Below are 22,837 nucleotides of genomic sequence, written 5' to 3' on the forward strand. Positions count from 1 at the left end.
CGCAGACGGCTTGCTTTCCCCGTTCGGCTCCCTGGCCACTGCGGCCACATTCAACCCGTATTCACACTTCGTACGGACAAGTAAGGGGAGAGTGTGACATTGGCCGCAGTCTCGTCACCGCAGCATTCCACCGCGCGTGCATACCCCGGTCGCATAAGCGCAAATGCGGGTCTTCGATCTCTCCGTCCCGTTAGGCTGCGTTGCCCCGTTCTCGGCTCGCTCGAGTCGTGTGCGCTCATCCCGGAGCCCGTCCCGGATGCGAACCGGAGTCGACCATACCGGCCAGCGCCGCGCACACAAGTCCCCCCATCCCCCGTCACTTGTCGACCAGGGGTGAAGCTGCGACTTCGTTCAATTACCGGACGCGCTGCACCAATTCATAGGCTTCCCACAGATCCCTCCCCATGTAGGAGTGGGTCGCCAGACCGGACAGATGATTGTCCGCATTGACCGCCACGGAGATCGGTACGGCTGCGAACAGGTCCATGTCCGACATGGAGTCGCCATAGGCGATGCAGTCGGCCCGCGTGACCCCGAACTCCGCGCACAGCCGGTCGGCGATGAGCACCTTGGCGGCGGCGCTGAGAACACCGGCCGGATCGACCGGCTCGGTGAACGGCAGAGCCGGAAAGCGGGATCCGTGGGCCGCGTGAGCGCCCCACCCGGTGAGCCGCTCGACGAAGAAGGACGGCGAGAGAGACACCACCGCGCAATAGTCCCCCTGCTGTCTGATCTCCGCCCAGACCTCGCGGATACGGTCCAGCCAGGGAGCCCCCTCGAAAGCGGTCGTGACATGCGCTTCGGTGAGCGGCGCCCAGAGCGCGTGCACCCGCACCGCATACTCGGGCGGGCCGATCCTGCCCTCCGAGATCGCCCGGTCGAGGGCCACCGTCTCGGCTTCAAGCCCGAGTTGCCGTGAGATCTCCACGGGCGCGGAGGTGCCGTGCAGCAAGGTGCCGTCGAGGTCGAAGAGATGCAGACGTGCCATGATCGGTGAGGCTAGTGCGCCCTTGGCCGACCGCCCAGCGGTCGGATGACCGGACGCACGCTGTTCGTCCATGTTTCACGTGAAACAGCCTGCGTCGGTCAGCGCCCTGTGCCGTCGGCCATGACATGGCCAAAAGCTCATACGTCTCCTCGGAAACGGGTGGACGCCGAGGCCACCGGTCAGACAGCCTGACCTGCGTGCCGACTCCTTCCCCCGCCGCTCTGCCCATCCGCCGTCTGACGCCGCGCGATCTCGCCGCCTGCGCCGACCTGTCCGAGAACCGGGGATGGCCCCGGGAGGAACACAAGTGGGGCTTCCTCCTCACCGCGGGGAAGGGCTACGGCATCGACGACCCCGAGGGCGGACTCATCAGCGCCTGCGTGGTCACCCAGTACGGCCCGCACGAGCGCCCCGATCTGGCGGCCATCGGCATGGTGCTGGTCTCCGAACGGCACGCCCGCCAGGGCATCGGACGCCATCTGATGCGCCACGTCCTCTCGGCCCAGGGCACCACCCCGCTGACGCTGCACGCGACACCGAACGGCCGCCCGCTCTACGAGGAGCTCGGCTTCAAGGCCACCGGCCGCGCGGAGATGCTGGTCGGGCACTTCACGCCCGGCGGCCCGGAGCCGGATGTCAGCACGCGTGCGGCCACCGCCGAGGACCTCACCGCGATCCTCCGGCTCGACGAGGAGGTCTTCGGCTCCGACCGCACGCCTCTCATCACCCGGCTGCCCGCCTTCGCCGATCAGCTGCGGGTCGCCGAGGAGGACGGCCGGATCATCGGATACGCGGCCGTCTGGCCCAACATGGACACCCATGTCGTCGGCCCGCTGATCGCCCGCGACACCCGGACCGCACAGTCCCTGATCGCCTCCCTCGCCGCCCGCACCGACCGCCCCCTGCGCACCGACATCGACGTACGGCACGAAGAGCTGCTGACCTGGGCCAAGGAGCGCGGTCTGGCCTCCGTCGCCTTCAACGCGGTGATGACCCACGGCATCCCCGAACTGCCCGGGGACTGGCAGCGGCGGTTCGCCCCGCTCACGGTGGCGGCCGGCTGAGCCACGCGGAGACGACGACGCCGGTTCCCTAGAGGTGTTGGGAACCGGCGTTCGAGGTCGGTCAGGGGGTGCGGGAGGGCACCGGCGTTCGAGGACGCTCAGTCGGTGCGGGAGTCACCGACCTGCGAGGCCGGTCAGCGGTGCGCCAGGGCTTCGGCAGGCGCGGATCCGGCCACGACGGCGCTGGGCCTGCGGTCCCGGCGCTCCAGGGCGGCCGAGAGGAACGCCAGCAGCAGCGCGGCGGCGGCGAGCGCGGCGCCGACCCAGTTGGGGGAGGTGTACCCGAGGCCGGCCGCGATGACGAGGCCGCCGAGCCAGGCGGAGAGCGCGTTGCCGAGGTTGAAGGCGCCGATGTTGACGGCCGAGGCCAGCGTCGGAGCGCCGTGAGCCTGGTCGAGGACGCGCTTCTGCAGCGGGGGGACGGTGGCGAAGCCCAGGGCGCCGATGAGGGCGATGGTGACGGCCGCGAGGACCTTGTTGTGGGCGGTGAGGGTGAACAGCGCCAGAACGACGGCGAGGGCGCCCAGCGAGACGTAGAGCAGAGGCATCAGGGCGCGGTCGGCGAACCTGCCGCCGATGAGGTTGCCGCCGACCATGCCGAGCCCGAAGAGCACCAGCAGCCAGGTGACCGAACCGTCGGCGAAACCGGCGACGTGGGTCATCATCGGCGCGATGTAGGTGATGGCCGCGAAGACCCCGCCGAAGCCGAGCACGGTCATCGCCATGGCGAGCAGGACCTGGGTGTTCTTGAAGGCGGCCAGTTCATGGCGCAGCCGTACGCCTTCCGGCTGAGGCAGGTCGGGGACGAGCCGGGCGATGCCTGCGAGACCGATCACACCGAGGGCGGCGACGATGCCGAAGGTGACGCGCCAGCCGATGGACTGCCCGACGAAGGTGCCGAGCGGGACGCCGACGACATTGGCGACGGTGAGCCCGGTGAACATCATCGCGATGGCGCCGGCCTTCTTGTCCGGGGCGACCAGGTCGGCCGCGACGACCGAGCCAATGCCGAAGAAGGCCCCGTGGGCGAGTGAGGCGACCACGCGTCCGATCAGCATGACGGCGAAGGACGGGGCGAGCGCGGACAGCAGATTTCCGGCGATGAACAGGACCATCAGCAGCATCAGCATCCGCTTGCGGGAGACCTTGGTGCCGAGCACGGTCATCAGCGGCGCTCCGGCCACGACGCCGAGTGCGTATCCGGTCACGAGCAGACCCGCGGTGGGGATGGAGACCCCGAAGTCGCCGGCGACCTCGGGCAGCAAGCCCATGATCACGAACTCGGTCGTTCCGATTCCGAAGGCCCCGATCGCCAGGGCCAAGAGCGCGAGCGGCATGGGGTGCCACCTTCCCAAAAAGATTGCAGGAGAGCTTTACGTGCCAGAACAATACTTGCGTACGCGCTATATTTGCAAGCGATGGCAATCGCGACCCTGCCCTACTCTGGCTGCAGCCCGCTCAGGGACGAAGGAGACCTCATGACAGCGACGGACCCCGCACTCACCGCCCTCGCCCAGGGCTGGTGCGCCCTCTCCCTGCTGCACGGGCGGATCGAGGCCCATATCGAGCGTGCGCTGCAGAGTCGGCACGATCTGAGCGTGCGCGAGTACTCGCTGCTCGACGTCCTCAGCCGGCAGCACTCCGGAGAGGGCGGCCATCTGCAGATGAAGCAGGTCGCCGACGCCGTCGTCCTCAGCCAGAGCGCCACGACCCGGCTGGTCACCCGCCTCGAGGACCGCGGGCTGCTGACGCGCTATCTGTGCCGCACCGACCGGCGGGGCATCTACACCGATGTCACCGAGACGGGCTTGAAGCTCCTCGATGAGGCTCGGCCGACCAACGACACCGCCCTGCGCCATGCGCTCGACGAGGCCGCACGGAATCCCGAACTGGCCCCGCTGGTCAGGGTCGTGGAGTCCCTGCGCGTGCCCGCGCAGGCTTGAGCCGATCCAGTCCGGCACCCTCCGCATAGGGTGGGCGCCATGGGAGATCTTGAGATACGACCCGCCACCGCGGACGACGTTCCGGCGATCGTCGCGATGCTCGCCGATGACCCCCTCGGCGCCCAGCGCGAGTCACCCGACGACCTGACCCCGTATCTGTCGGCCCTGGAACGCCTGAGTCGCGATCCCAACCAGCACCTGATGGTGGCCGATCGGGAGGGACGGGTCGTCGGAACCCTCCAGCTCACGCTCATCCCCGGGCTCTCCCGCAAGGGCGCGACGCGCTCGATCATCGAGGCCGTCCGCATCCACGCCGACGAGCGGGGCAGCGGCCTGGGAACGCAGTTCATCGAGTGGGCGGTCGAGGAGTCCCGCCGCCAGGGCTGCCGGCTCGTCCAGCTGACCTCGGACGCCTCCCGCACCGACGCCCACCGCTTCTACGAGCGACTCGGGTTCGAGGCCTCACACGTGGGCTTCAAGCTCGCTCTGTGACCGGCCGGGGGCCATGTTTCACGTGAAACATGGCCCCCGCGGCTCGACAATCGCTACGGAATGCCCCGCCATCCCTCCGGATCCACGCCACCCGGCACCGGAGCCCCCTCGTCGTACGGCTGACGCGTGAACACGAACGACCCGAGGTCGAGGTGGCTCACACCCCCGTCCGGGCGCCGTACGGCCCGCAGCAGCTCTCCGGCGTAGTAGCCCTCAAGGCCGGTCCAGGTGCCGTCACCGTTCGCCCGGAACCGTGAGCGCCGGCCGTTGCCGGACAGCGGCTCCAGCGAGACGAGCCCATCGGCCGTCAGCCGCAGCGCGAAGCCGTATGTCCCCCAGTACCACTGCCCCGCCAACTCCAGTACGTCCGGATCGACTTCGGTCATCGGCCGCCAAGGGTCGGGAATCCGCGGCTCCGCCTCGGCCACGATGCGCACGAGGTCGGCGGCAACCAGCGAAAGCAGCGGGCCCGAGGTGCAGTTGGCGAGCACCACTGCCGCGACGTCGTCACTCTCGCTGAAGAAGAGGCTCGCCAGGAACCCCGGCAGCGATCCGGAGTGCCCCGCGAGCAGCCGTCCGTGCCGGTGCTGGATCTGAATCCCCAGCCCGTACGCGACTCCGTCGGCGACATCGGCGGCCTCGCCCGGCGCGGCCGGCGTCCGCATCTCCCGTACGCTCGCCGCGCTCAGCACCCGGTCGTCCCCCTTGGCCAGGAAGCTCGCGAATCGCGCCAAGTCGGCTGTGGTGGACCACAGTTGCCCGGCCGGAGCCATCCGCCCGAGGTCCTCCGAGGGCTCTGGCAGCATCACATCGGCCCATGGGTGCACCGCCCAGCCACCCGCGTGCGGCGCCTTCGGTCGCCCGCTCGTACGGCTCAGGCCCAGGGGTTCGAGCACTTCCCGCCGCAGTACGTCCTCCCAGGGCGCCGCGCGCAGCTTCTCCACCAGCGCGCCCAGCAGGGTGTAACCGGGGTTCGAGTAGTGGTGGCGGCGTCCGACGGGATGCAGGAGGGGCTGTTCTCCCAGCACATCGGAGAGTTCGGGCCGCATCGAGCCGGGCGTCCGCTCCCACCACGGGCCGGGCGACTCGGCGGCCAATCCGCCCGTGTGGGCGAGCAGTTCGGCGACCGTGGCCTCCCCCGCACCGGTCCCGGGCAGATGCTTCTCCAAGGGATCACCGAGGTCGAGCAGCCCTTCGTCGCGCAGCCGCATGACCAGAACGGCCGTGAAGGTCTTGGTGATCGAGCCGATCCGGTACTGCACGTTCTCATCCGGCCCGTGCCCCTCGACCGAGGTCCGCGACCCGTGCCACACGGCGCGCCCGTCCCGTACGACCGCCGCGACCAACGAGGGCGTCCGCCCCTCGGACTGGGCCACGGCGATCCGGTGCAGCAGCGCCCGTCGGGTCCCGGGCAGCAACTCTTCCTGAGGTGTCGTCATGCCCCCAGTCCACCCCGGGTTGCCTGCGGGAGTCGAGCGCATTACCCGGGGGCGCGGGCAGGTTCTCCCGCTCGGTGTCCTGGGGCGCAGCTCCGACCTGCGTCCTCGTCCGCTCTCTCACGCCGCTTCACCTGCGAGCGTCTCAACGCCGCCGCCTTACCGGCCCGCTTCCTCCCGGAGCGTCGCCAGGGCCTTCTCGATGCGACGCAGCCGTGTTTCGGGCTTCTTCGCGCTGTCGATGGCAAGCACATGCTGCCGCTTGCGGCCTTGGGGCAGACGGTCGTAGGCCTCGCGGGCGGCCGGGTCTGCATCCAGGGCGCGGGCGAAGTCCTCGGGCTCGACCACGAGACGGGGCTCGGTGTCGAGCTCCAGCCCGACCTCGACCTCGTCCCCGGTTTCGACGCCGGCGGCCTGCCGGTTGGCGTTACTGAGGCCGAGCAGACAGCGGCCACGCATGATGGCGACTCTGCTCTTCCACGTGTGCCCGTTGACCGTGATGGTCACGGGCGGCCGCTTGCCGCCACCGAGCGCCTCCACGACCTCCGGCGGTACCTCCAGGCCCTTCATGGGTTCCGGGGACTCGACACGGGTCCGGAACTTCATGCCGCGGGCTCCCACACGAACCCGTCCGGGTCGGTGAACGTCCCGGCGTCCCCGCCGATCGTGAGCCCGTGGGACCCGCTGCCCTCCGGCGCCACTCCGGCGACCTTGGCCAGTCCGCGACGTCCGTACAGCGACAGCTTGATGGCACTCGACGAGCCGTCGAACTCGACGTACTTGCTGCCGAAGCTCTTCGCGACCTTGAGGCCGCGGTCGACGTAGAACCGCTTGGTCGCGGCCATGTCCGAGACGCCCAGCAGCAGCACGATCTCGTCGATCTTCCGGCTGTCCGGGCCGGTGTCCTTCTTCGACGAGCTCGCGAGCTGCCAGATCGTCCCGTCCGGGGCCTGTACGACGCCGCCGTAGCCCCACAACGACTTCTTGGCGGGCTTCAGCTCGGTGGCGCCGGCGGCCAGGGCGGCGCCGAAGAAGCCGTTGACGATCGACGGCTGGGAGACCACAAGCGACACCGTGAACCCGCGGAAGCCGGACGTCGGCTCCTCCGAGGCTCTCAGACGTACTTGTCCGTCCAGGCCGAAGGCATCCGTGTAGAAACGCTCGGCGGCCGTGGGGTCGGCCACCTCGAGGGTGAGGCAATCGATGGAGGTCATGGCATTCACGCTAGCCGCGGCCCGGTAACCGGCGCTTCTCGAATCCTGACCGGTGTTGCGAGCTCTGGAGGTGTAGGGTCTCGCCGCCGATGACATGTCGATCTTCTGCGACGAGGACTACATGCGCGCTCAGATCGCGCACCGATGAGTTTCCCGCGCCGCGCCGGTCTGTACGCGTGAGACCGACTCACGGAAGGCTGGCGCCATGCGGAAATTGATCTACGGCATGAACCTGTCCCTGGACGGCTACATCGCCGCGCCCGGCGACGACATCGGCTGGAGCGTGCCGAGCGACGAGTTGTTCCAGTTTTGGTCCGACCAGCTGCAGGCGACCGACCTGACGCTGTACGGGCGCAAGCTGTGGCAGACGATGAGCTCCTACTGGCCGACGGGCGACCAGCAGCCCAACGCCACCCCGGCGCACATCGAGTTCGCGCGCCGCTGGCGGGACATGTCGAAGGTGGTGTTCTCCTCGACGATCGACAAGGTCGACTGGAACACCCGCCTGGTCACCGGCGACGCGGTCGCCGAGATCACCCGGCTCAAGGCCGAGGACGGCGGCCCGATGGACATCGGCGGCGCGACGCTCGCCGGGGCGGCCATGCGGGCCGGGCTGATTGACGAGTACGTGCTGGCCACCGCGCCGGTCCTGGTGGGCAGCGGCACGCCATTCTTCGCCGCGCTGGACAGCTGGGTGAACCTGAACCTGGTGGAGACGCGGACGTTTCCCTGCGGCGTGATCCTGACCAGGTACGAGACGAGGCGCTGAGCGCCCGTCCGGGAGGCAAACTCACAGTCACAGCCACGTCCATCACGCGGCCCGGATCAGGTCTGCGCCATGTCGACGAAGCGCGAGTAGTGGCCCTGGAAGGCCACCGTGATCGTCGCCGTCGGACCGTTACGGTGCTTGCCCACGATGATGTCGGCCTCGCCCGCGCGCGGCGACTCCTTCTCGTACGCGTCCTCGCGGTGCAGCAGGATCACCATGTCGGCGTCCTGCTCGATGGAGCCGGACTCACGCAGGTCGGACACCATCGGCTTCTTGTCGGTGCGCTGCTCGGGTCCACGGTTGAGCTGCGAGAGCGCGATCACCGGCACCTCCAGCTCCTTGGCCAGGAGCTTGAGGTTACGGGACATGTCCGAGACCTCCTGCTGACGGCTCTCGGAGCGCTTGGAACCACCGGACTGCATCAGCTGCAGATAGTCGATGATCACCAGCTTGATGTCGCTGCGCTGCTTCAGCCGACGGCACTTCGCACGGATCTCCATCATCGACAGGTTCGGGGAGTCGTCGATGTAGAGCGGCGCTGCCGAGACCTCGGGCATTCGGCGGGCCAGCCGGGTCCAGTCCTCGTCCGTCATGGTGCCGGAGCGCATGTGGTGCAGGGCCACCCGCGCCTCGGCCGACAGCAGACGCATCGCGATCTCGTTGCGCCCCATTTCCAGGGAGAAGATGACGCTCGCCAGGTTGTGCTTGATCGACGCCGCCCGCGCGAAGTCCAGCGCGAGCGTGGACTTACCCATGGCGGGACGGGCCGCGATGACGATCATCTGCCCTGGGTGCAGGCCGTTGGTGAGCGAGTCCAGGTCCGTGAAGCCGGTGGGCACACCGGTCATCTCGCCGGTGCGCGAGCCGATCGCCTCGATCTCGTCGAGCGCGCCCTCCATGATGTCGCCGAGCGGCAGATAGTCCTCGCTGGTGCGCTGCTCGGTGACCGCGTAGATCTCGGCCTGGGCGCGGTTGACGATCTCGTCGACGTCGTCGTCGGCCGCGTACCCCATCTGCGTGATGCGGGTGCCGGCCTCCACCAGACGGCGCAGCACGGCGCGCTCGTGGACGATCTCCGCGTAGTACTCGGCGTTCGCCGCCGTCGGCACCGTCTGGACGAGGGTGTGCAGATACGAGGCGCCGCCGACCTTGTTGATCTCGCCGCGCTTGGTGAGCTCGGCGGCGATGGTGATGGGGTCGGCCGGCTCGCCCTTGGCGTAGATGTCGAGGATCGCCTGGAAGATCGTCTCGTGCGCGGGCTTGTAGAAGTCATGACCCTTGAGGACCTCGACCACATCCGCGATGGCGTCCTTGGACAGGAGCATGCCGCCGAGGACCGACTGCTCGGCGTCGAGGTCCTGGGGCGGCACCCGCTCGAAGGCCGAACCGCCACCGTCCCACTCGCCGCTCTCCCGGCCGCGGTCGTGCTGCTCGTCCCGGCCCCGGCCCCCGTCACCACGGCGGCGGGAGGCAGGCAGACGATCACTGGGCCCGCTGTCGGCCCACGGGTCGTCCAAGGGCTCGGAAATACTCACCGAGCCACCTCCTCCCGTCCGCCGAGCGGACCTCGCGTGCCTCTCATTTCTACGGCACGCCACTGACAACTAAGAGGCCCAACTCCGGTTCTGGCTCGTCGGTTTTGTGTCGTTTTCTCGACCGACGGACGGAGCGGGCGCCGGACCACGGTAGGCCCGCGGGCACCGTCAGCCAATCTGGTTATCCACAGGCCATGTGGACGACGGCCCGGATGCTGTGGAGAACTCCGCAAAACCTGTGCACGACACGGTGGACAGCCCTGTGAACAAGCCGAACCCCTTTCCAAAAGACCGCCTCTGACCTGCATGTTTCCCATCCACCGGCTGTGCAGAAGAAAAACTTTCCCACTCGGCCCTAGATCACTTCGAACGGTGCGCGAGAGCACACACCCTGAGACGATGAGTAAGGGTCACTCATCCATTGCATCTCTTACCTGTGGACGATTAGATTGGTGCTCATGACACAGGCTCCCGCGACACCCAAGGCCACCCGCCGCCGGCACGATCGAGAGATCATCGCGCTGGCCGTTCCGGCCTTCGGCGCACTCGTCGCCGAGCCCCTCTTCGTCATGGCGGACAGCGCGATCGTCGGCCACCTCGGCACCGCCCAACTCGCCGGCCTCGGCGTCGCCTCCGCGCTCCTCATGACCGCCGTGAGCGTCTTCGTCTTCCTGGCCTACGCCACCACCGCGGCCGTCGCCCGACGCGTCGGCGCCGGTAATCTCCAGGCCGCCATCCGCCAGGGCATGGACGGCATCTGGCTGGCCCTCATCCTCGGTGCCGGCGTCATCGTGGTCGTCCTGCCCACAGCCCCGTTTCTCGTGGAACTCTTCGGCGCCTCGGACACGGCAGCCCCCTACGCGACCACCTACCTCCGGATCTCCGCACTCGGCATACCGGCGATGCTCGTCGTCCTCGCCGCCACCGGCGTCCTGCGCGGACTCCAGGACACCAGAACCCCTCTGTACGTCGCCATCGGGGGCTTCGTCGCCAACGCCGCCCTCAACGTCGGCCTCGTCTACGGCGCCGACCTCGGGATCGCCGGATCCGCCTGGGGCACCGTAATCGCCCAGTGCGGCATGGCAGCCGCCTATCTCGTGGTCGTCGTCCGCGGAGCCCGCAAGCACCATGCCTCCCTGCGCCCCGAAGCGGCCGGGATCAGAGCCTCCGCCCAGGCCGGTGTGCCTCTGCTGGTGCGGACGCTCTCGCTGAGGGCGATCCTGATGATCGCCACGGCGGTGGCCGCCAACCTCGGAGACGCCGACATCGCGGCCCATCAGATCATCCTGTCCCTCTGGAGCCTGCTCGCCTTCGCTCTCGACGCCATAGCCATAGCCGGACAGGCGATCATCGGGCGCTATCTCGGCGCGGACGACGCCGAGGGTGCCCGCGCCGCCTGTCGCCGCATGGTGGAGTGGGGCATCGCGGCCGGTGTCGTACTGGCCCTGCTCGTGGTGATCGCCCGCCCCCTCTTCCTGCCTCTGTTCACCAGCGACCCGGTCGTGAAGGACACCGCGCTGCCCGCCCTGCTCATGGTGGCGCTCTCCCAGCCGATCTGCGGCGTGGTCTTCGTCCTGGACGGCGTCCTGATGGGTGCGGGCGACGGCCCGTATCTGGCGTGGGCCATGGTGCTCACCCTGGCCGTGTTCACTCCGGTCGCCCTGCTCATCCCGGTTCTCGGCGGTGGACTCACCGCGGTCTGGGGAGCGATGACGCTGATGATGACGGTCCGCATGCTGACGCTCTGGCTCCGCGCCCGCTCGGGCCGATGGATCGTCACGGGCGCGACGCGCTGACTGTTTCACGTGAAACCGGCGTTTCACGTGAAACATGGCACCTGCCCTGGCGCCGAACAAGCACAGACAGGCACGAACTCACCGGGCGACAAGCATGAAGAAGGGGCCGCACCCCGCGGGTACGACCCCTTCTCTCAGCTCTTCGAGCCGAGCGCGGCGATCAGGCCGCGACGACCTCGATGTTGACCTTGGCGGCAACCTCGGGGTGCAGACGCACGGACGTCTCGTGGGCGCCCAGGGTCTTGATCGGCGCGCCGAGCTCGATGCGGCGCTTGTCGACCTCGGGGCCACCGGAAGCCTTGATCGCCGAGGCGATGTCGGCCGGGGTGACGGAACCGAAGAGACGACCGGCGTCGCCGGAGCGGACGGCCAGACGGACCTTGACGCCCTCGAGCTGGGCCTTCACAACGTTGGCCTGCTCGATGGTCTGGATCTCGTGGATCTTGCGAGCACGACGGATCTGCTCGACGTCCTTCTCGCCACCCTTGGTCCAACGGATCGCGAAGTTCCGCGGGATCAGGTAGTTGCGAGCGTAGCCGTCCTTGACGTCGACGACGTCGCCCGCGGCGCCGAGGCCGGAGACCTCGTGGGTGAGGATGATCTTCATTAGTCGGTCACCCTTCCCTTATCGCGCGGTGGAGGTGTAGGGCAGCAGCGCCATCTCACGGCTGTTCTTGACGGCCGTGGCGACGTCACGCTGGTGCTGCGTGCAGTTGCCGGTCACGCGGCGGGCACGGATCTTGCCGCGGTCGGAAATGAACTTCCGCAGCATGTTCGTGTCCTTGTAGTCCACGTACGTGACCTTGTCCTTGCAGAAAGCGCAGACCTTCTTCTTAGGCTTGCGCACAGGCGGCTTCGCCATGGTGTTTCTCCTGTGTGATCAAGAAGTTTGGGTACGACCCACCCTTTGACCCGGACCGGCCCGGTGGCCGGGCCCGAAGGCCTAGAAGGGGGGCTCGTCCGAGTAGCCGCCGCCAGCGCCGCCGCCGCCGGAGTTTCCACCCCAGCCGCCGCCACCACCGCCGCCGCCCTGCTGGCCACCGGCGGGAGCGCCGGTCGCCCACGGGTCGTCGGCGGGAGCGCCGCCGCCCTGCTGACCGCCGCCGGGGCCACCGCCCCAGCCGCCGCCACCCTGGCCGCCACCGCCGCCGAAGCCACCGCCCTGCTGGCCACCGCGGCCGGCGGTCTTGGTGACCTTGGCCGTGGCGTTGCGCAGGCTGGCGCCGACTTCCTCGACGTCCAGCTCGTAGACCGTGCGCTTGACGCCCTCACGGTCCTCGTAGGACCGCTGCTTCAACCGGCCCTGCACGATGACGCGCATGCCTCGCTGAAGCGACTCGGCGACATTCTCCGCCGCCTGACGCCAGACCGAGCAGGTCAGGAACAGGCTCTCGCCGTCCTTCCACTCATTGGTCTGACGGTCGAAGGTGCGGGGAGTGGACGCGACACGGAACTTCGCGACCGCCGCACCGGAGGGGGTGAAGCGCAGCTCGGGGTCATCGACAAGATTGCCGACGACCGTGATGACGGTCTCGCCTGCCATGGGGGAACCTCTCGGCGGGTTTGCTGCTGGCTGCTTGGTGCTGCTGCTACTCGGATCCCGAGATCAGCTGAGCGGGATGCTCAGTGGGTCTCGGGGCGGAGGACCTTGGTCCGGAGGACCGACTCGTTCAGGTTCATCTGGCGGTCGAGCTCCTTGACGACCGCAGGCTCGGCCTGCAGGTCGATGACCGAGTAGATGCCCTCGGGCTTCTTCTTGATCTCGTACGAGAGACGACGACGGCCCCAGGTGTCGACCTTCTCGACCTTGCCGTTGCCCTCACGGACGACGGAGAGGAAGTTCTCGATCAGGGGGGCGACAGCGCGCTCCTCCAGATCGGGGTCGAGGATGACCATCACCTCGTAGTGACGCATGTGGAACCCACCTCCTTTGGACTCAGCGGCCACGGTCGTTCCGTGGCAGGAGGGTCGTGATGCGTACGCAACGGTATCCGCCGCCACTGACAATCGGGGTCCCCTCTCGGGAGCCCCGGTCGTGACATGGGCAGACACTGCTGCAGACGGTACAGAGTACCCGCACACCCGCTTCCGGTTGAAATCCGGCCGTGAGCGCCGACAATCTGGATACATCGGGTGTGTATGGCGCTACGATGCGCCGCCTTCCGCAGGAGGTGCCCTATGGCACAGACAATGCGACCCAACACCGTCGGAGGCCTCTTCGCCACGGACGGAAAGCCCCACCCGCTCCAGGACACCCTGCTCGCGGTGACCCTGGTGCTGGGGATCACGTCTTTCGTCACGGCGATGTTCCACGACCTGCATCTGCTCAGCTCCTGGACCGGCCTGGTGGGGCTCGCCACCGGTGCCTACGGCCTGTGGGTCTCGGAGACGACGCGGGAGCGCTTCGGCCTGATCCTGGGTCTGGGCGCCTCGGGCGTCGGCTTCTTCCTGGGCATGGCGCACGGCGGTCTCTTCGGCGGGGTCGTTGGCTGACGCCATAGACACCGTCCTCGGACGCCTCTGACACCACCGCACAGCGCCTCGGCGGCCGACAGGCCGGGGCGAAGCTTCCGTACGCCCAGCCGGGGCGCTCGCGAGGCGCAGTAGGCTTCGGCGCGAGAGCCGGAGCCCCTGAACCCATGGGGACACACCAGCCCGAGGAGCGCCCCGAATGAGCCTGACCCTGAGGACGATCAGTCGCGAGCAGCATCTGGCATACATCCAGAGCCTGCCGGCGGCGAGCCACATGCAGGTTCCGGCCTGGGCCGACGTCAAGGCGGAGTGGCGCTCCGAGAGCCTCGGGTGGTTCGACGACCGCACTGGTGAGATGGTCGGCGCGGGCCTGGTCCTCTACCGCCAGCTGCCCAAGATCAAGCGCTACCTCGCCTATCTGCCCGAGGGCCCGGTTATCAACTGGTTCGCGCCAAATCTGACCGACTGGCTGGAACCGATGCTCGCGCACCTCAAGCAGCAGGGTGCCTTCTCCGTGAAGATGGGCCCGCCGGTGATCATCCGGCGCTGGGAGGCCAACTCCATCAAGCAGGGCATCCAGAACCCCGACGTGAAGCGGCTGCGCGACATCGAGGCCGACTTCATCGAGCCGCGCGCCTTCGAGGTCGCCGACAAGCTGCGCCGTATGGGCTGGCAGCAGGGCGAGGACGGCGGCGCCGGCTTCGGCGACGTCCAGCCCCGCTACGTCTACCAGGTGCCGCTGGCCAACCGCTCCCTGGAAGAGGTCCACAAGAACTTCAACCAGCTGTGGCGCCGCAACATCAAGAAGGCCGAGAAGGCCGGTGTCGAGGTCGTCCAGGGCGGCTACCACGACCTTGAGGAATGGCAGCGGCTGTACGAGATCACGGCCGTGCGCGACCACTTCCGGCCCCGCCCGCTGGGGTACTTCCAGCGCATGTGGACGGCCCTCAACACCGAGGACCCGAACCGCATGCGGCTGTACTTCGCCCGGCACAACGGCGTGAACCTGGCCGCCGCGACGATGCTGGTGGTCGGCGGGCACGTCTGGTACTCCTACGGCGCCTCCGACAACATCGGCCGTGAGGTCCGGCCCTCGAACGCGATGCAGTGGCGGATGCTGCGCGACGCCTACGCGCTCGGCGCGACCGTCTACGACCTGCGGGGCATCTCCGACTCGCTGGACGAGTCCGACCACCTCTTCGGCCTGATCCAGTTCAAGGTGGGCACGGGCGGCCAGGCCGCCGAGTACCTCGGCGAGTGGGACTTCCCGCTGAACAAGCTGCTCCACAAGGCGCTCGACATCTACATGTCGCGCCGCTGAGCCACGGGCATTTGCTTCGATAGCTTCCATACCTCTGATACACCGCAGCCACCCGAAAGGTTCCAGGTCCGGCCATGGCGCTCACGCTCTACGTCGACACCGCGCGCTGGCGGGCGCACCACAAGCACGTGCAGGAGCAGTTCCCGGGCCTCGTCCCGGTCTGCAAGGGCAACGGCTACGGCTTCGGGCACGAGCGCCTCGCCGAGGAGGCCACACGGCTCGGCTCGGACGTCCTCGCCGTGGGCACGACGTACGAGGCCGCGCGCATCAAGGACTGGTTCGGCGGTGACCTGCTGGTGCTGACGCCGTACCGGCGCGGCGAGGAGCCGGTGCCGCTGCCGGACCGGGTCATCCGCTCGGTGTCCTCGATCGACGGCGTGTACGGCCTCGTGGGGGCCCGGGTGGTCATCGAGGTGATGTCCTCGATGAAGCGGCACGGTGTGAGCGAGCAGGACCTGCCGCAGCTGCACTCCGCCATAGAGAACGTCCGCCTGGAGGGCTTCGCCATCCACCTGCCGCTGGACCGCACCGACGGCTCGGACGCCGTCGAGGAGGTCATCGGCTGGATGGACCGGCTGCGCGCGGCGCGGCTGCCGCTGCACACGATGTTCGTCAGCCACCTCAAGGCCGAGGAACTCGCCCGGCTCCAGCAGCAGTTCCCGCAGACCCGCTTCCGCGCCCGCATCGGCACCCGGCTGTGGCTGGGGGACCACGAGGCCACGGAGTACAGCGGCGCGGTCCTGGACGTCACCCGTGTCTCGAAGGGCGACCGCTTCGGCTACCGGCAGCAGAAGGCGGCCTCCGACGGCTATCTGGTCGTCGTGGCGGGCGGAACGTCGCACGGGGTGGGTCTGGAGGCCCCCAAGGCGCTGCACGGCGTCATGCCGCGCGCCAAGGGCGTCGCCCGGGCCGGTCTCGCCACCGTCAACCGGAACCTTTCTCCGTTCGTCTGGGGCGGCAAGCAGCGCTGGTTCGCCGAGCCGCCGCACATGCAGGTCTCCATCCTGTTCGTGCCGTCGGACGCACCGGAGCCGAAGGTCGGCGACGAGCTGGTGGCCCATCTGCGCCACACCACCACCCAGTTCGACCGCATCGTCGACCGCTGATCCACCCTCCCCAGGGCAACAGAAAGGCCGTGCACGGGTTTTCCCGCGCACGGCCTTCGGCGTTCTCCAGCCCCTGCGTCTACGGCCCTTCGGACCGCGTTCGCTCAGAGCGAACGGTCCTCCACCCCCGGGCTGCCCCATTCCACCTGCGGCCCGTCGAAGTGGGCCGCGTGCTTGGGCGGATGGGCCGCGGCGCCGAGCACGAAGACATCCTCCGCCCCGTCGAGCACACCGCCCGAGGGGTCGTCGTCGCCCGCCCGGCGCACCACGTCCCGCTCGGGCATGAGGATGTCGCGGACGATCACGGCGCACAGGTAGAGCGTGCCCAGCAGATGCACGCCGATGGCCCAGTGGTAGCCGTCGGTCGGCAGTCCCTTGTGGGCGTCTCCGCTGGTCGTGTACGCGAGGTACATCCAGATCCCGAGGAAGTACGCCACCTCGCAGGCCTGCCAGATCAGGAAGTCCCGCCACTTGGGCCGGGCCAGCGCGGCCAGCGGGATCAGCCACAGGACGTACTGCGGTGAGTAGACCTTGTTGGTGAGGATGAACGCCGCGACGATCAGGAACGCGAGTTGTGCAAAGCGCGGCCGGCGCGGAGCGGTCAGGGTGAGCGCGGCAACACCGGCGCAGCACAGCAGCATCAGCAGCGTGGCAAGCGTGTTGACGGTGTCGGTGCTGAGCGGGTTGTCGGAGTTCTGGGCCAGGATCAGCCAGAAGGAACCGAAGTCGACGCCCCGCTCCTGGCTGAACGTGTAGAACTTCGACCAGCCGTCGAAGGCGAGGAGCATCACCGGGCCGTTCACGACCACCCAGGCGACGGCCGTACCGCCCAGCGCCTTTCCGAACTCCCGCCATTTGCCCGCACGCCAGCACAGCACGAACAACGCGCCCAGCAGCAGGACGGGATAGAGCTTGGCGGCCGTGGCGAGCCCCAGGAGGACGCCGAAGGCGAGCGGACGGCTCCGTGCCCACATCAGCATCGCGGCGGCCGTCAGAGCGACGGCCAGCAGGTCCCAGTTGATGGTCGCGGTCAGCGCGAAGGCCGGTGCCAGCGCGACCAGCAGGCCATCCCAGGGGCGCCGGGCATGCGTGCGGGTCACACAGACGGCGATGACGGCCGCGCAGGCCATCAGCATCCCCGCGTTGACCATCCAGTACCACTGCTCCTGGTCCTGGATGCTGCCGCTGCCCGGCGTGAGCCAGGAGGCCACTTCCATGAACACACCGGTCAGCACCGGGTACTCGAGGTACTCCATGTCGCCGGAGAGCTTGTCGAAGTACGGCACCAGGCCGTCGGCGAAGCCGCGCCCCTGGTACAGGTGCGGGATGTCGGAGTAGCAGGCGTGCGTGTACTGCGAGCTGGCGCCGAAGAACCAGGCGCCGTTGTAGCAGGGCGCCTTCTGGACCAGGCCGAGGGCGAACATACCGATCGCCACGAGCGCGATGACCCGCACCGGGGTCCACCACGACGTCCCCAGCAGGGCACGCCGTCCGATGGGGCCGCCGATCAGCTCACTGCCGCTGCGGGCCACCTCGTCGTCCTTGGTCGGCCGCACCGGGTCCGGCTCGTGCACGCTCGATTGCGTCGTCTCTGCACTGGGCATGGGGCACATCCTGCCGTACGCGCCTGGGTATACGCCGTGGGCCGCCGCACCTGTTCGGTGCGGCGGCCCATGTTTCACGTGAAACACCCTCGCCGGGCGATATGGCACCCAACCGGGCGCCCACCGGATTCCCGGCCGGTCGGGCTAGCCGGTGGAGTCACTGCCTCCGAAGAGGCCTCCGTTGCCGTTGCCATTGCTGTTCCCGGTATCGCTGGTGTCCGTGGGCGTGGGGGATGTGGTCACGCCCCCGTCCGTGCCGCCGTTGTCGGTCCCGCCAGTGGTTTCCTCGCAGCCGAAGAAGCCACAGTCCGGCAGAGACTCCGAGGGCTTCGGGTTGGGCTTGGTCTTGCTCGGCGTCGGGGTCGGCGTGGGGCTGGACTCCTCCGTCTCGCTGACCGTGGGAGTCGGCGTCGGGGACGGAAGGTCGTTGATGACCTCGCCAATGGGCTCCGGAGTCGGGAAGTCCTTCGCCGGCTCGCCCTTCAGCGCCTGCTCCATGTAGTCGTGCCAGATCTCGGCCGGGAACGACGCACCGTGGATCGAGTCCTGGGCGCCCGTGCCGTACATCTTCAGGAACTTGCGGTTCTTGATGGTCTCGTCATCGGGGTACCGGAACATGCTGATCGCGGTCGACAGCTGCGGGGTGTACCCGACGAACCAGGCCGACTTGTTGCCGTCGGTGGTACCGGTCTTGCCGGCCACCTCACGTCCGGTCAGCTGGGCGTTGGTACCCGTACCCTTCTCGACCACGGTCTTCAGGACGTCGGTGACGTTGTCGGCCACCTGGGCGGTGAAGGCCTGCTGCGTCTCGTCCTTGTGCGTGTAGACCGTGCCCTCCGCGCTCTTGACCTCGGTGACGGAGTATGGATCATTCTGCTTGCCGCTGGCCGCGAACGTGGCGTACGAGCCCGCCATACGGATCGCGCTGGGCTCGGAGATGCCGATGGAGAAGGACGGGAAGGTGGTACCGGTCAGGCTGTCCGGATGGAGGCCCGCGTCTTCGGCGGCCTCCTTCACCTTGTCCAGACCGACGTCCATGCCGAGCTGCACGAAGGCGGAGTTCGCCGAGAACTGCATCGCGGTGCGCAGGTCGACCTGGTAGTTCGGCGGGTCGCCGAGCGACTCCTCACCGTCGTTGGCCTGGAGCCACTCCTTGCCCTTGTCGTCCTGCCAGACCGTCCCGTCGTAGTTCTTGATCTTGAGGTCGTTCTCGCCGCTGTACAGGCTCTTCGGGGACACCTTGGTCCGCTCGTCCTGTGGCTGTGTCTCGAGGCCTTCCGGGTCCCGCACGCCCCACTTCATGGCGGCCGCGAGGACGAACGGCTTGAACGTCGAACCGACCTGGGCGCCGGTGACATCGGCGTTGTTGGTGAAGTGCTTGGTCGCGTCCGCACCGCCGTAGATCGCCTTGATGGCACCCGTCTCCGGGTCCACCGAAGCCCCGCCGAACTGGACGTGCGTGTCCGTCTTCGGCCGCTTCTTGGGGTCGATGTTCTCCTTCTCGACCTTCTTCACCGCGGCCTCGAGCGCCTTGACCTTCTTCTTGTCGAAGGTCGTGTAGATCGAGTAACCGCCCTGCTGGAGGTCGTTCGCGGTGATGTTCGTGTTGTTGATCACGTACGCCTTGGCGAGGTCGACGAGATAGCCGACCTGGCCGCCCAGCGCGGTGTTCGAGCGAGGGTTCTGGACCGTCGGAAGATCCTTGTACTTGGCCCGCTCGGTGGGGTCGAGGTGGCCGTACTCGACCATCTTGTCCAGCGTGTCCTGCATCTGAAGCTTGGCACGCTTGCTGTTGGCCTCGGGCGTCGCGGCCGTATCGACGGAGGTCGCGCCGGCCGGGTCGTAGTAGGTGGCGCCCTTGAGCATGGCCGCGAGGAAGGCACACTGCCCGGGGTTCAGGTCGACCGAGTCCTTGTTGAAGTACGCCCGCGAGGCCGCCTGGATGCCGTAGGCACCGCGGCCGTAGTACGCGGAGTTCAGGTAACCGGCCATGATCTCGTCCTTGGAGAACTTGGCGCCCACCTTGACCGAGACGAAGATCTCCTGGAACTTACGGGAGATCGTCTGCGACTGGTCGTCCAGCATCGCGTTCTTGACGAACTGCTGGGTGATCGTCGATCCACCCTGGGTCTCGCCGCCCCGTGCCATGTTGAACACGGCGCGGGCGATGCCCTTGGGGTCGATGCCGCTGTCGGTCATGAAGGTCTTGTTCTCCTGGGAGATGACCGCGTTGCGCATCTCCTCGGGAATCTGGTCCAGCTTGACGATCTGGCGGTTCGTCTCGCCACCCGTGGCGACCATCGGGGAGCCGTCGGACCAGTAGAAGACGTTGTTCTGCGCCTCGGCCGTATCCGCCACGTTGGGGACGCCCACCATCGCGTAGCCGATGCCCGCGATGGCCACCAGGCTGCCGAAGAAGCCGATGCACAGGCCGGACACGAGCTTCCAGGAGGGCACCCAGCGGCGCCAGCCGTACTTGCCCGCGCGCGGATAGTCGATGATCCGCTTCTTCACGGGCCCCGAGGCCCGCCCGCGGCCCCGGCCGGGACCGGTCGGTCCGCCGGGAGCACCCCGTCGGCCACCGCGGCCCGGCTCGGCCGCTCTACGGCGGCCGCCCCCGCTTCTCTGGGCCGCACGCCGGGCTTCGGCGCGGCCGCCGTACGGACGCTCCTCACCACCCGGACCATACGACTCCGACCCATGGGAGCTCGTCCCATAGGAGTCGGCGGAAGACCCGGTGGCGCCTCGCGGTGCCGCGCGGCGGCCGGAGGACGAGCCGGACTGGCCGCGTCGGGCCGCGGCACGTCCGCCTTCCTGCGGCTGCGGCGGTTTGCGACGGTGCTCGCTCATCGAACGACTACTCCTCGGGCAGGCGCACCCGTGTGACGCGCCTGGAAACGGCGGCAGGTTTCCGGTCCCCCCGAAGTACGGATGTGGTCGCTTCCGCATTCACCCGTACTGCACCGGGGACGACGACGCCCCCAGACGTCACTTGGTTCCCGGTGGTGTGCATGGCGCACAGACTACGCACCGTCAAAACCCGCCTAGCCCCGAAGTTCACCCCAAATCAGGCAACTCGCTTCCCATGAATCAGTGATGTGATCCCGTTCACCTTCCTCCCTCTTGTCGCATCCGGAAGGTCGTTCTATCGTCGTGATGTATCGAGTCGATACATCAGGGCGACATAAGACGAGGAGGCGAGAGGATGAGCCGGCGTTCCGGGATCCTTGAGTTCGCTGTCCTCGGCCTGCTCCGGGAATCCCCGATGCACGGCTATGAGCTGCGCAAACGACTCAATACGTCACTGGGAGTGTTCCGTGCGTTCAGCTACGGGACCCTCTACCCCTGCCTCAAGACGCTGGTCGCCAACGGCTGGTTGATCGAAGAGCCGGGGAACGCCCCCGAGGACGCCCTCGCCGCGCCCCTCACCGGCCGCCGCGCCAAGATCGTCTACCGGTTGACGGCGGAAGGTAAGGAGCACTTCGAGGACCTGCTCTCCCAGACCGGCCCCGACGCGTACGAGGACGAGCACTTCGCCGCTCGGTTCGCCTTCTTCGGGCAGACCTCGCGCGATGTCCGTATGCGCGTGCTGGAGGGCCGTCGCAGCCGCCTGGAGGAGCGCCTGGAGAAGATGCGCGCCTCGCTGGCGCGCACCAGGGAGCGCCTCGACGACTACACGCTTGAGCTCCAGCGCCACGGAATGGAGTCCGTGGAGCGCGAAGTGCGCTGGCTGAACGAGCTCATCGAGAGCGAGCGGGCCGGGAGGGACCTCAAAGGGTCCGCCACCGGGGGTCCCGCTCAGCAGGACACCACATCTGGATCGACGGGCGGCCTGCCCCGTCCCGGGGACGACCCCGGGACGGATTCGCCCGACGACACCGCCACGTGAGAGCTCGCTTTGGGCCTCACTCGTACACACAGGGAGCAACCGGAATGGGTTCGGTTCGCGTAGCCATCGTCGGCGTGGGCAACTGCGCCGCGTCGCTGGTGCAGGGCGTCGAGTACTACAAGGACGCCGACCCGGCGTCCAAGGTCCCGGGCCTGATGCACGTGCAGTTCGGCGACTATCACGTCGGTGACGTCGAGTTCGTCGCCGCCTTCGACGTCGACGCGAAGAAGGTCGGCCTCGACCTCTCGGACGCCATCGGTGCCAGCGAGAACAACACCATCAAGATCTGCGACGTCCCGAACAAGGGCGTCACGGTCCAGCGCGGTCACACCCTCGACGGTCTCGGCAAGTACTACCGCCAGACCATCGAGGAGTCCGCCGAGGAGCCGGTCGACGTCGTCCAGATCCTCAAGGACCGCCAGGTCGACGTCCTCGTCTGCTACCTGCCCGTCGGTTCCGAGGACGCGGCGAAGTTCTACGCCCAGTGCGCCATCGACGCCAAGGTCGCCTTCGTCAACGCCCTTCCGGTCTTCATCGCCGGTACCAAGGAGTGGGCGGACAAGTTCACCGAGGCGGGCGTCCCGATCGTCGGTGACGACATCAAGTCGCAGGTCGGTGCCACCATCACGCACCGGGTGATGGCGAAGCTGTTCGAGGACCGCGGTGTCCGTCTCGAGCGCACCATGCAGCTCAACGTCGGCGGCAACATGGACTTCAAGAACATGCTGGAGCGCGACCGCCTCGAGTCCAAGAAGATCTCGAAGACCCAGGCCGTCACCTCGCAGATCCCCGACCGCGACATGGGCGAGAAGAACGTCCACATCGGTCCCTCGGACTACGTGGCCTGGCTGGACGACCGCAAGTGGGCGTACGTCCGCCTCGAGGGCCGCGCCTTCGGTGACGTTCCGCTGAACCTGGAGTACAAGCTCGAGGTCTGGGACTCCCCGAACTCGGCGGGTGTCATCATCGACGCCCTGCGCGCCGCGAAGATCGCCAAGGACCGCGGTATCGGCGGCCCGATCCTCTCCGCGTCGAGCTACTTCATGAAGTCTCCGCCGGTCCAGTACTTCGACGACGAGGCTTACGCCAACGTCGAGAAGTTCATCAAGGGCGAGGTCGAGCGCTAAAGCCGCTCAGCAAGTCTGCTCCTGCCAGGGCCGAGAAGGGTCCCCGGGTCATACGGCCCGGGGACCTTCCCGTATGTGAGG

At 68.1% G+C, this 22,837-nt stretch carries 22 protein-coding genes; 10 read left to right on the forward strand and 12 right to left on the reverse strand.

What is annotated here, in order from left to right; genetic code table 11:
* Positions 1-355: 355 nt before the first annotated feature.
* Positions 356-988, reverse strand: coding sequence for an HAD family hydrolase (locus tag OHT76_RS21750; protein WP_328872518.1), 633 nt, complete (start codon positions 986-988; stop codon positions 356-358).
* Positions 989-1,185: 197 nt separating this feature from the next.
* On the opposite strand from OHT76_RS21750, the gene OHT76_RS21755 reads away from it, so the two are divergent.
* The gene (locus OHT76_RS21755) at positions 1,186-2,052 is read left to right on the forward strand and encodes a GNAT family N-acetyltransferase (RefSeq protein WP_328872519.1); all 867 of its coding nucleotides are present in this window, start codon (positions 1,186-1,188) and stop codon (positions 2,050-2,052) included.
* Positions 2,053-2,186: 134 nt separating this feature from the next.
* Here OHT76_RS21755 and OHT76_RS21760 read toward each other — a convergent pair whose 3' ends face one another.
* Positions 2,187-3,389 (reverse strand): MFS transporter, encoded by a 1,203-nt coding sequence (locus OHT76_RS21760; protein WP_328872520.1) that lies wholly within the window; start codon positions 3,387-3,389, stop codon positions 2,187-2,189.
* A gap of 141 nt (positions 3,390-3,530) precedes the next feature.
* Between OHT76_RS21760 and OHT76_RS21765 the strand changes: the two genes are divergently transcribed.
* Together OHT76_RS21765 and OHT76_RS21770 are read left to right on the forward strand one after the other, a co-directional pair.
* Positions 3,531-3,995: a MarR family winged helix-turn-helix transcriptional regulator gene (locus OHT76_RS21765; RefSeq protein ID WP_328872521.1), complete on the forward strand. Its 465-nt coding sequence runs from the start codon at positions 3,531-3,533 to the stop codon at positions 3,993-3,995.
* Positions 3,996-4,034: 39 nt separating this feature from the next.
* The gene (locus OHT76_RS21770) at positions 4,035-4,487 is read left to right on the forward strand and encodes a GNAT family N-acetyltransferase (RefSeq protein WP_328872522.1); all 453 of its coding nucleotides are present in this window, start codon (positions 4,035-4,037) and stop codon (positions 4,485-4,487) included.
* Positions 4,488-4,540: 53 nt separating this feature from the next.
* Here the strand turns inward: OHT76_RS21770 and OHT76_RS21775 are convergent, their stop codons facing one another.
* The 3 genes from OHT76_RS21775 to OHT76_RS21785 all read right to left on the reverse strand — a co-directional run bounded on the left by OHT76_RS21775 (position 4,541) and on the right by OHT76_RS21785 (position 7,137).
* Positions 4,541-5,926 carry a serine hydrolase domain-containing protein gene (locus OHT76_RS21775; protein WP_328872523.1) on the reverse strand — a complete coding sequence of 462 codons (1,386 nt, stop codon included), beginning with the start codon at positions 5,924-5,926 and terminating at the stop codon, positions 4,541-4,543.
* A 156-nt stretch (positions 5,927-6,082) separates the two neighbouring features.
* A complete protein-coding gene (locus OHT76_RS21780; protein ID WP_328872524.1) occupies positions 6,083-6,529 on the reverse strand; it encodes a YdeI/OmpD-associated family protein in 447 nt (148 codons plus the stop codon).
* Positions 6,526-7,137 (reverse strand): glyoxalase, encoded by a 612-nt coding sequence (locus OHT76_RS21785; protein WP_328872525.1) that lies wholly within the window; start codon positions 7,135-7,137, stop codon positions 6,526-6,528. Before OHT76_RS21785 ends, OHT76_RS21780 begins: the two co-directional genes overlap by 4 nt.
* Positions 7,138-7,342: 205 nt before the next feature.
* Between OHT76_RS21785 and OHT76_RS21790 the strand changes: the two genes are divergently transcribed.
* A complete protein-coding gene (locus tag OHT76_RS21790) occupies positions 7,343-7,906 on the forward strand; it encodes a dihydrofolate reductase family protein (protein WP_328872526.1) in 564 nt (187 codons plus the stop codon).
* A 56-nt stretch (positions 7,907-7,962) separates the two neighbouring features.
* Here OHT76_RS21790 and dnaB read toward each other — a convergent pair whose 3' ends face one another.
* A complete protein-coding gene (dnaB, locus tag OHT76_RS21795; protein WP_328872527.1) occupies positions 7,963-9,441 on the reverse strand; it encodes a replicative DNA helicase in 1,479 nt (492 codons plus the stop codon).
* A gap of 458 nt (positions 9,442-9,899) precedes the next feature.
* Between dnaB and OHT76_RS21800 the strand changes: the two genes are divergently transcribed.
* Complete coding sequence (locus OHT76_RS21800; protein ID WP_328872528.1) at positions 9,900-11,237, forward strand: MATE family efflux transporter; 1,338 nt, start codon at positions 9,900-9,902, stop codon at positions 11,235-11,237.
* 160 nt (positions 11,238-11,397) lie between these two features.
* On the opposite strand, the gene rplI is transcribed toward OHT76_RS21800, so the two are convergent.
* From rplI to rpsF, 4 genes are all read right to left on the reverse strand, one after another.
* Complete coding sequence (gene rplI / locus OHT76_RS21805; RefSeq protein ID WP_328872529.1) at positions 11,398-11,844, reverse strand: 50S ribosomal protein L9; 447 nt, start codon at positions 11,842-11,844, stop codon at positions 11,398-11,400.
* A gap of 18 nt (positions 11,845-11,862) precedes the next feature.
* The gene (rpsR, locus tag OHT76_RS21810; protein WP_003949403.1) at positions 11,863-12,099 is read right to left on the reverse strand and encodes a 30S ribosomal protein S18; all 237 of its coding nucleotides are present in this window, start codon (positions 12,097-12,099) and stop codon (positions 11,863-11,865) included.
* Positions 12,100-12,180: 81 nt separating this feature from the next.
* Complete coding sequence (locus OHT76_RS21815) at positions 12,181-12,780, reverse strand: single-stranded DNA-binding protein (protein WP_328872530.1); 600 nt, start codon at positions 12,778-12,780, stop codon at positions 12,181-12,183.
* Positions 12,781-12,860: 80 nt separating this feature from the next.
* Entirely contained in the window at positions 12,861-13,151 is a 291-nt protein-coding gene (gene rpsF, locus OHT76_RS21820) for a 30S ribosomal protein S6 (RefSeq protein ID WP_005482942.1), read from the reverse strand.
* Between the two features lie 264 nt (positions 13,152-13,415).
* On the opposite strand from rpsF, the gene OHT76_RS21825 reads away from it, so the two are divergent.
* The 3 genes from OHT76_RS21825 to OHT76_RS21835 all read left to right on the forward strand — a co-directional run bounded on the left by OHT76_RS21825 (position 13,416) and on the right by OHT76_RS21835 (position 16,136).
* Positions 13,416-13,730, forward strand: a complete 315-nt coding sequence (locus tag OHT76_RS21825; RefSeq protein ID WP_328872531.1) for a hypothetical protein — start codon at positions 13,416-13,418, stop codon at positions 13,728-13,730.
* Positions 13,731-13,908: 178 nt separating this feature from the next.
* The gene (gene femX / locus OHT76_RS21830) at positions 13,909-15,030 is read left to right on the forward strand and encodes a peptidoglycan bridge formation glycyltransferase FemX (protein ID WP_328872532.1); all 1,122 of its coding nucleotides are present in this window, start codon (positions 13,909-13,911) and stop codon (positions 15,028-15,030) included.
* 74 nt (positions 15,031-15,104) lie between these two features.
* A complete protein-coding gene (locus OHT76_RS21835; RefSeq protein WP_328872533.1) occupies positions 15,105-16,136 on the forward strand; it encodes an alanine racemase in 1,032 nt (343 codons plus the stop codon).
* A gap of 104 nt (positions 16,137-16,240) precedes the next feature.
* On the opposite strand, the gene OHT76_RS21840 is transcribed toward OHT76_RS21835, so the two are convergent.
* Positions 16,241-17,749, reverse strand: coding sequence for a glycosyltransferase family 87 protein (locus OHT76_RS21840; protein ID WP_328872534.1), 1,509 nt, complete (start codon positions 17,747-17,749; stop codon positions 16,241-16,243).
* Positions 17,750-17,884: 135 nt separating this feature from the next.
* Positions 17,885-20,590 carry a transglycosylase domain-containing protein gene (locus tag OHT76_RS21845; protein ID WP_328872535.1) on the reverse strand — a complete coding sequence of 902 codons (2,706 nt, stop codon included), beginning with the start codon at positions 20,588-20,590 and terminating at the stop codon, positions 17,885-17,887.
* Between the two features lie 355 nt (positions 20,591-20,945).
* Between OHT76_RS21845 and OHT76_RS21850 the strand changes: the two genes are divergently transcribed.
* Together OHT76_RS21850 and OHT76_RS21855 are read left to right on the forward strand one after the other, a co-directional pair.
* Positions 20,946-21,629 carry a PadR family transcriptional regulator gene (locus tag OHT76_RS21850; RefSeq protein ID WP_328872536.1) on the forward strand — a complete coding sequence of 228 codons (684 nt, stop codon included), beginning with the start codon at positions 20,946-20,948 and terminating at the stop codon, positions 21,627-21,629.
* Positions 21,630-21,673: 44 nt separating this feature from the next.
* On the forward strand, positions 21,674-22,756 hold the full coding sequence (locus OHT76_RS21855; protein WP_328872537.1) for an inositol-3-phosphate synthase: 1,083 nt from the start codon (positions 21,674-21,676) through the stop codon (positions 22,754-22,756).
* Positions 22,757-22,837 lie beyond the last annotated feature (81 nt).

It is taken from the genome of Streptomyces sp. NBC_00287 (assembly GCF_036173105.1).
Lineage (GTDB): Bacteria > Actinomycetota > Actinomycetes > Streptomycetales > Streptomycetaceae > Streptomyces.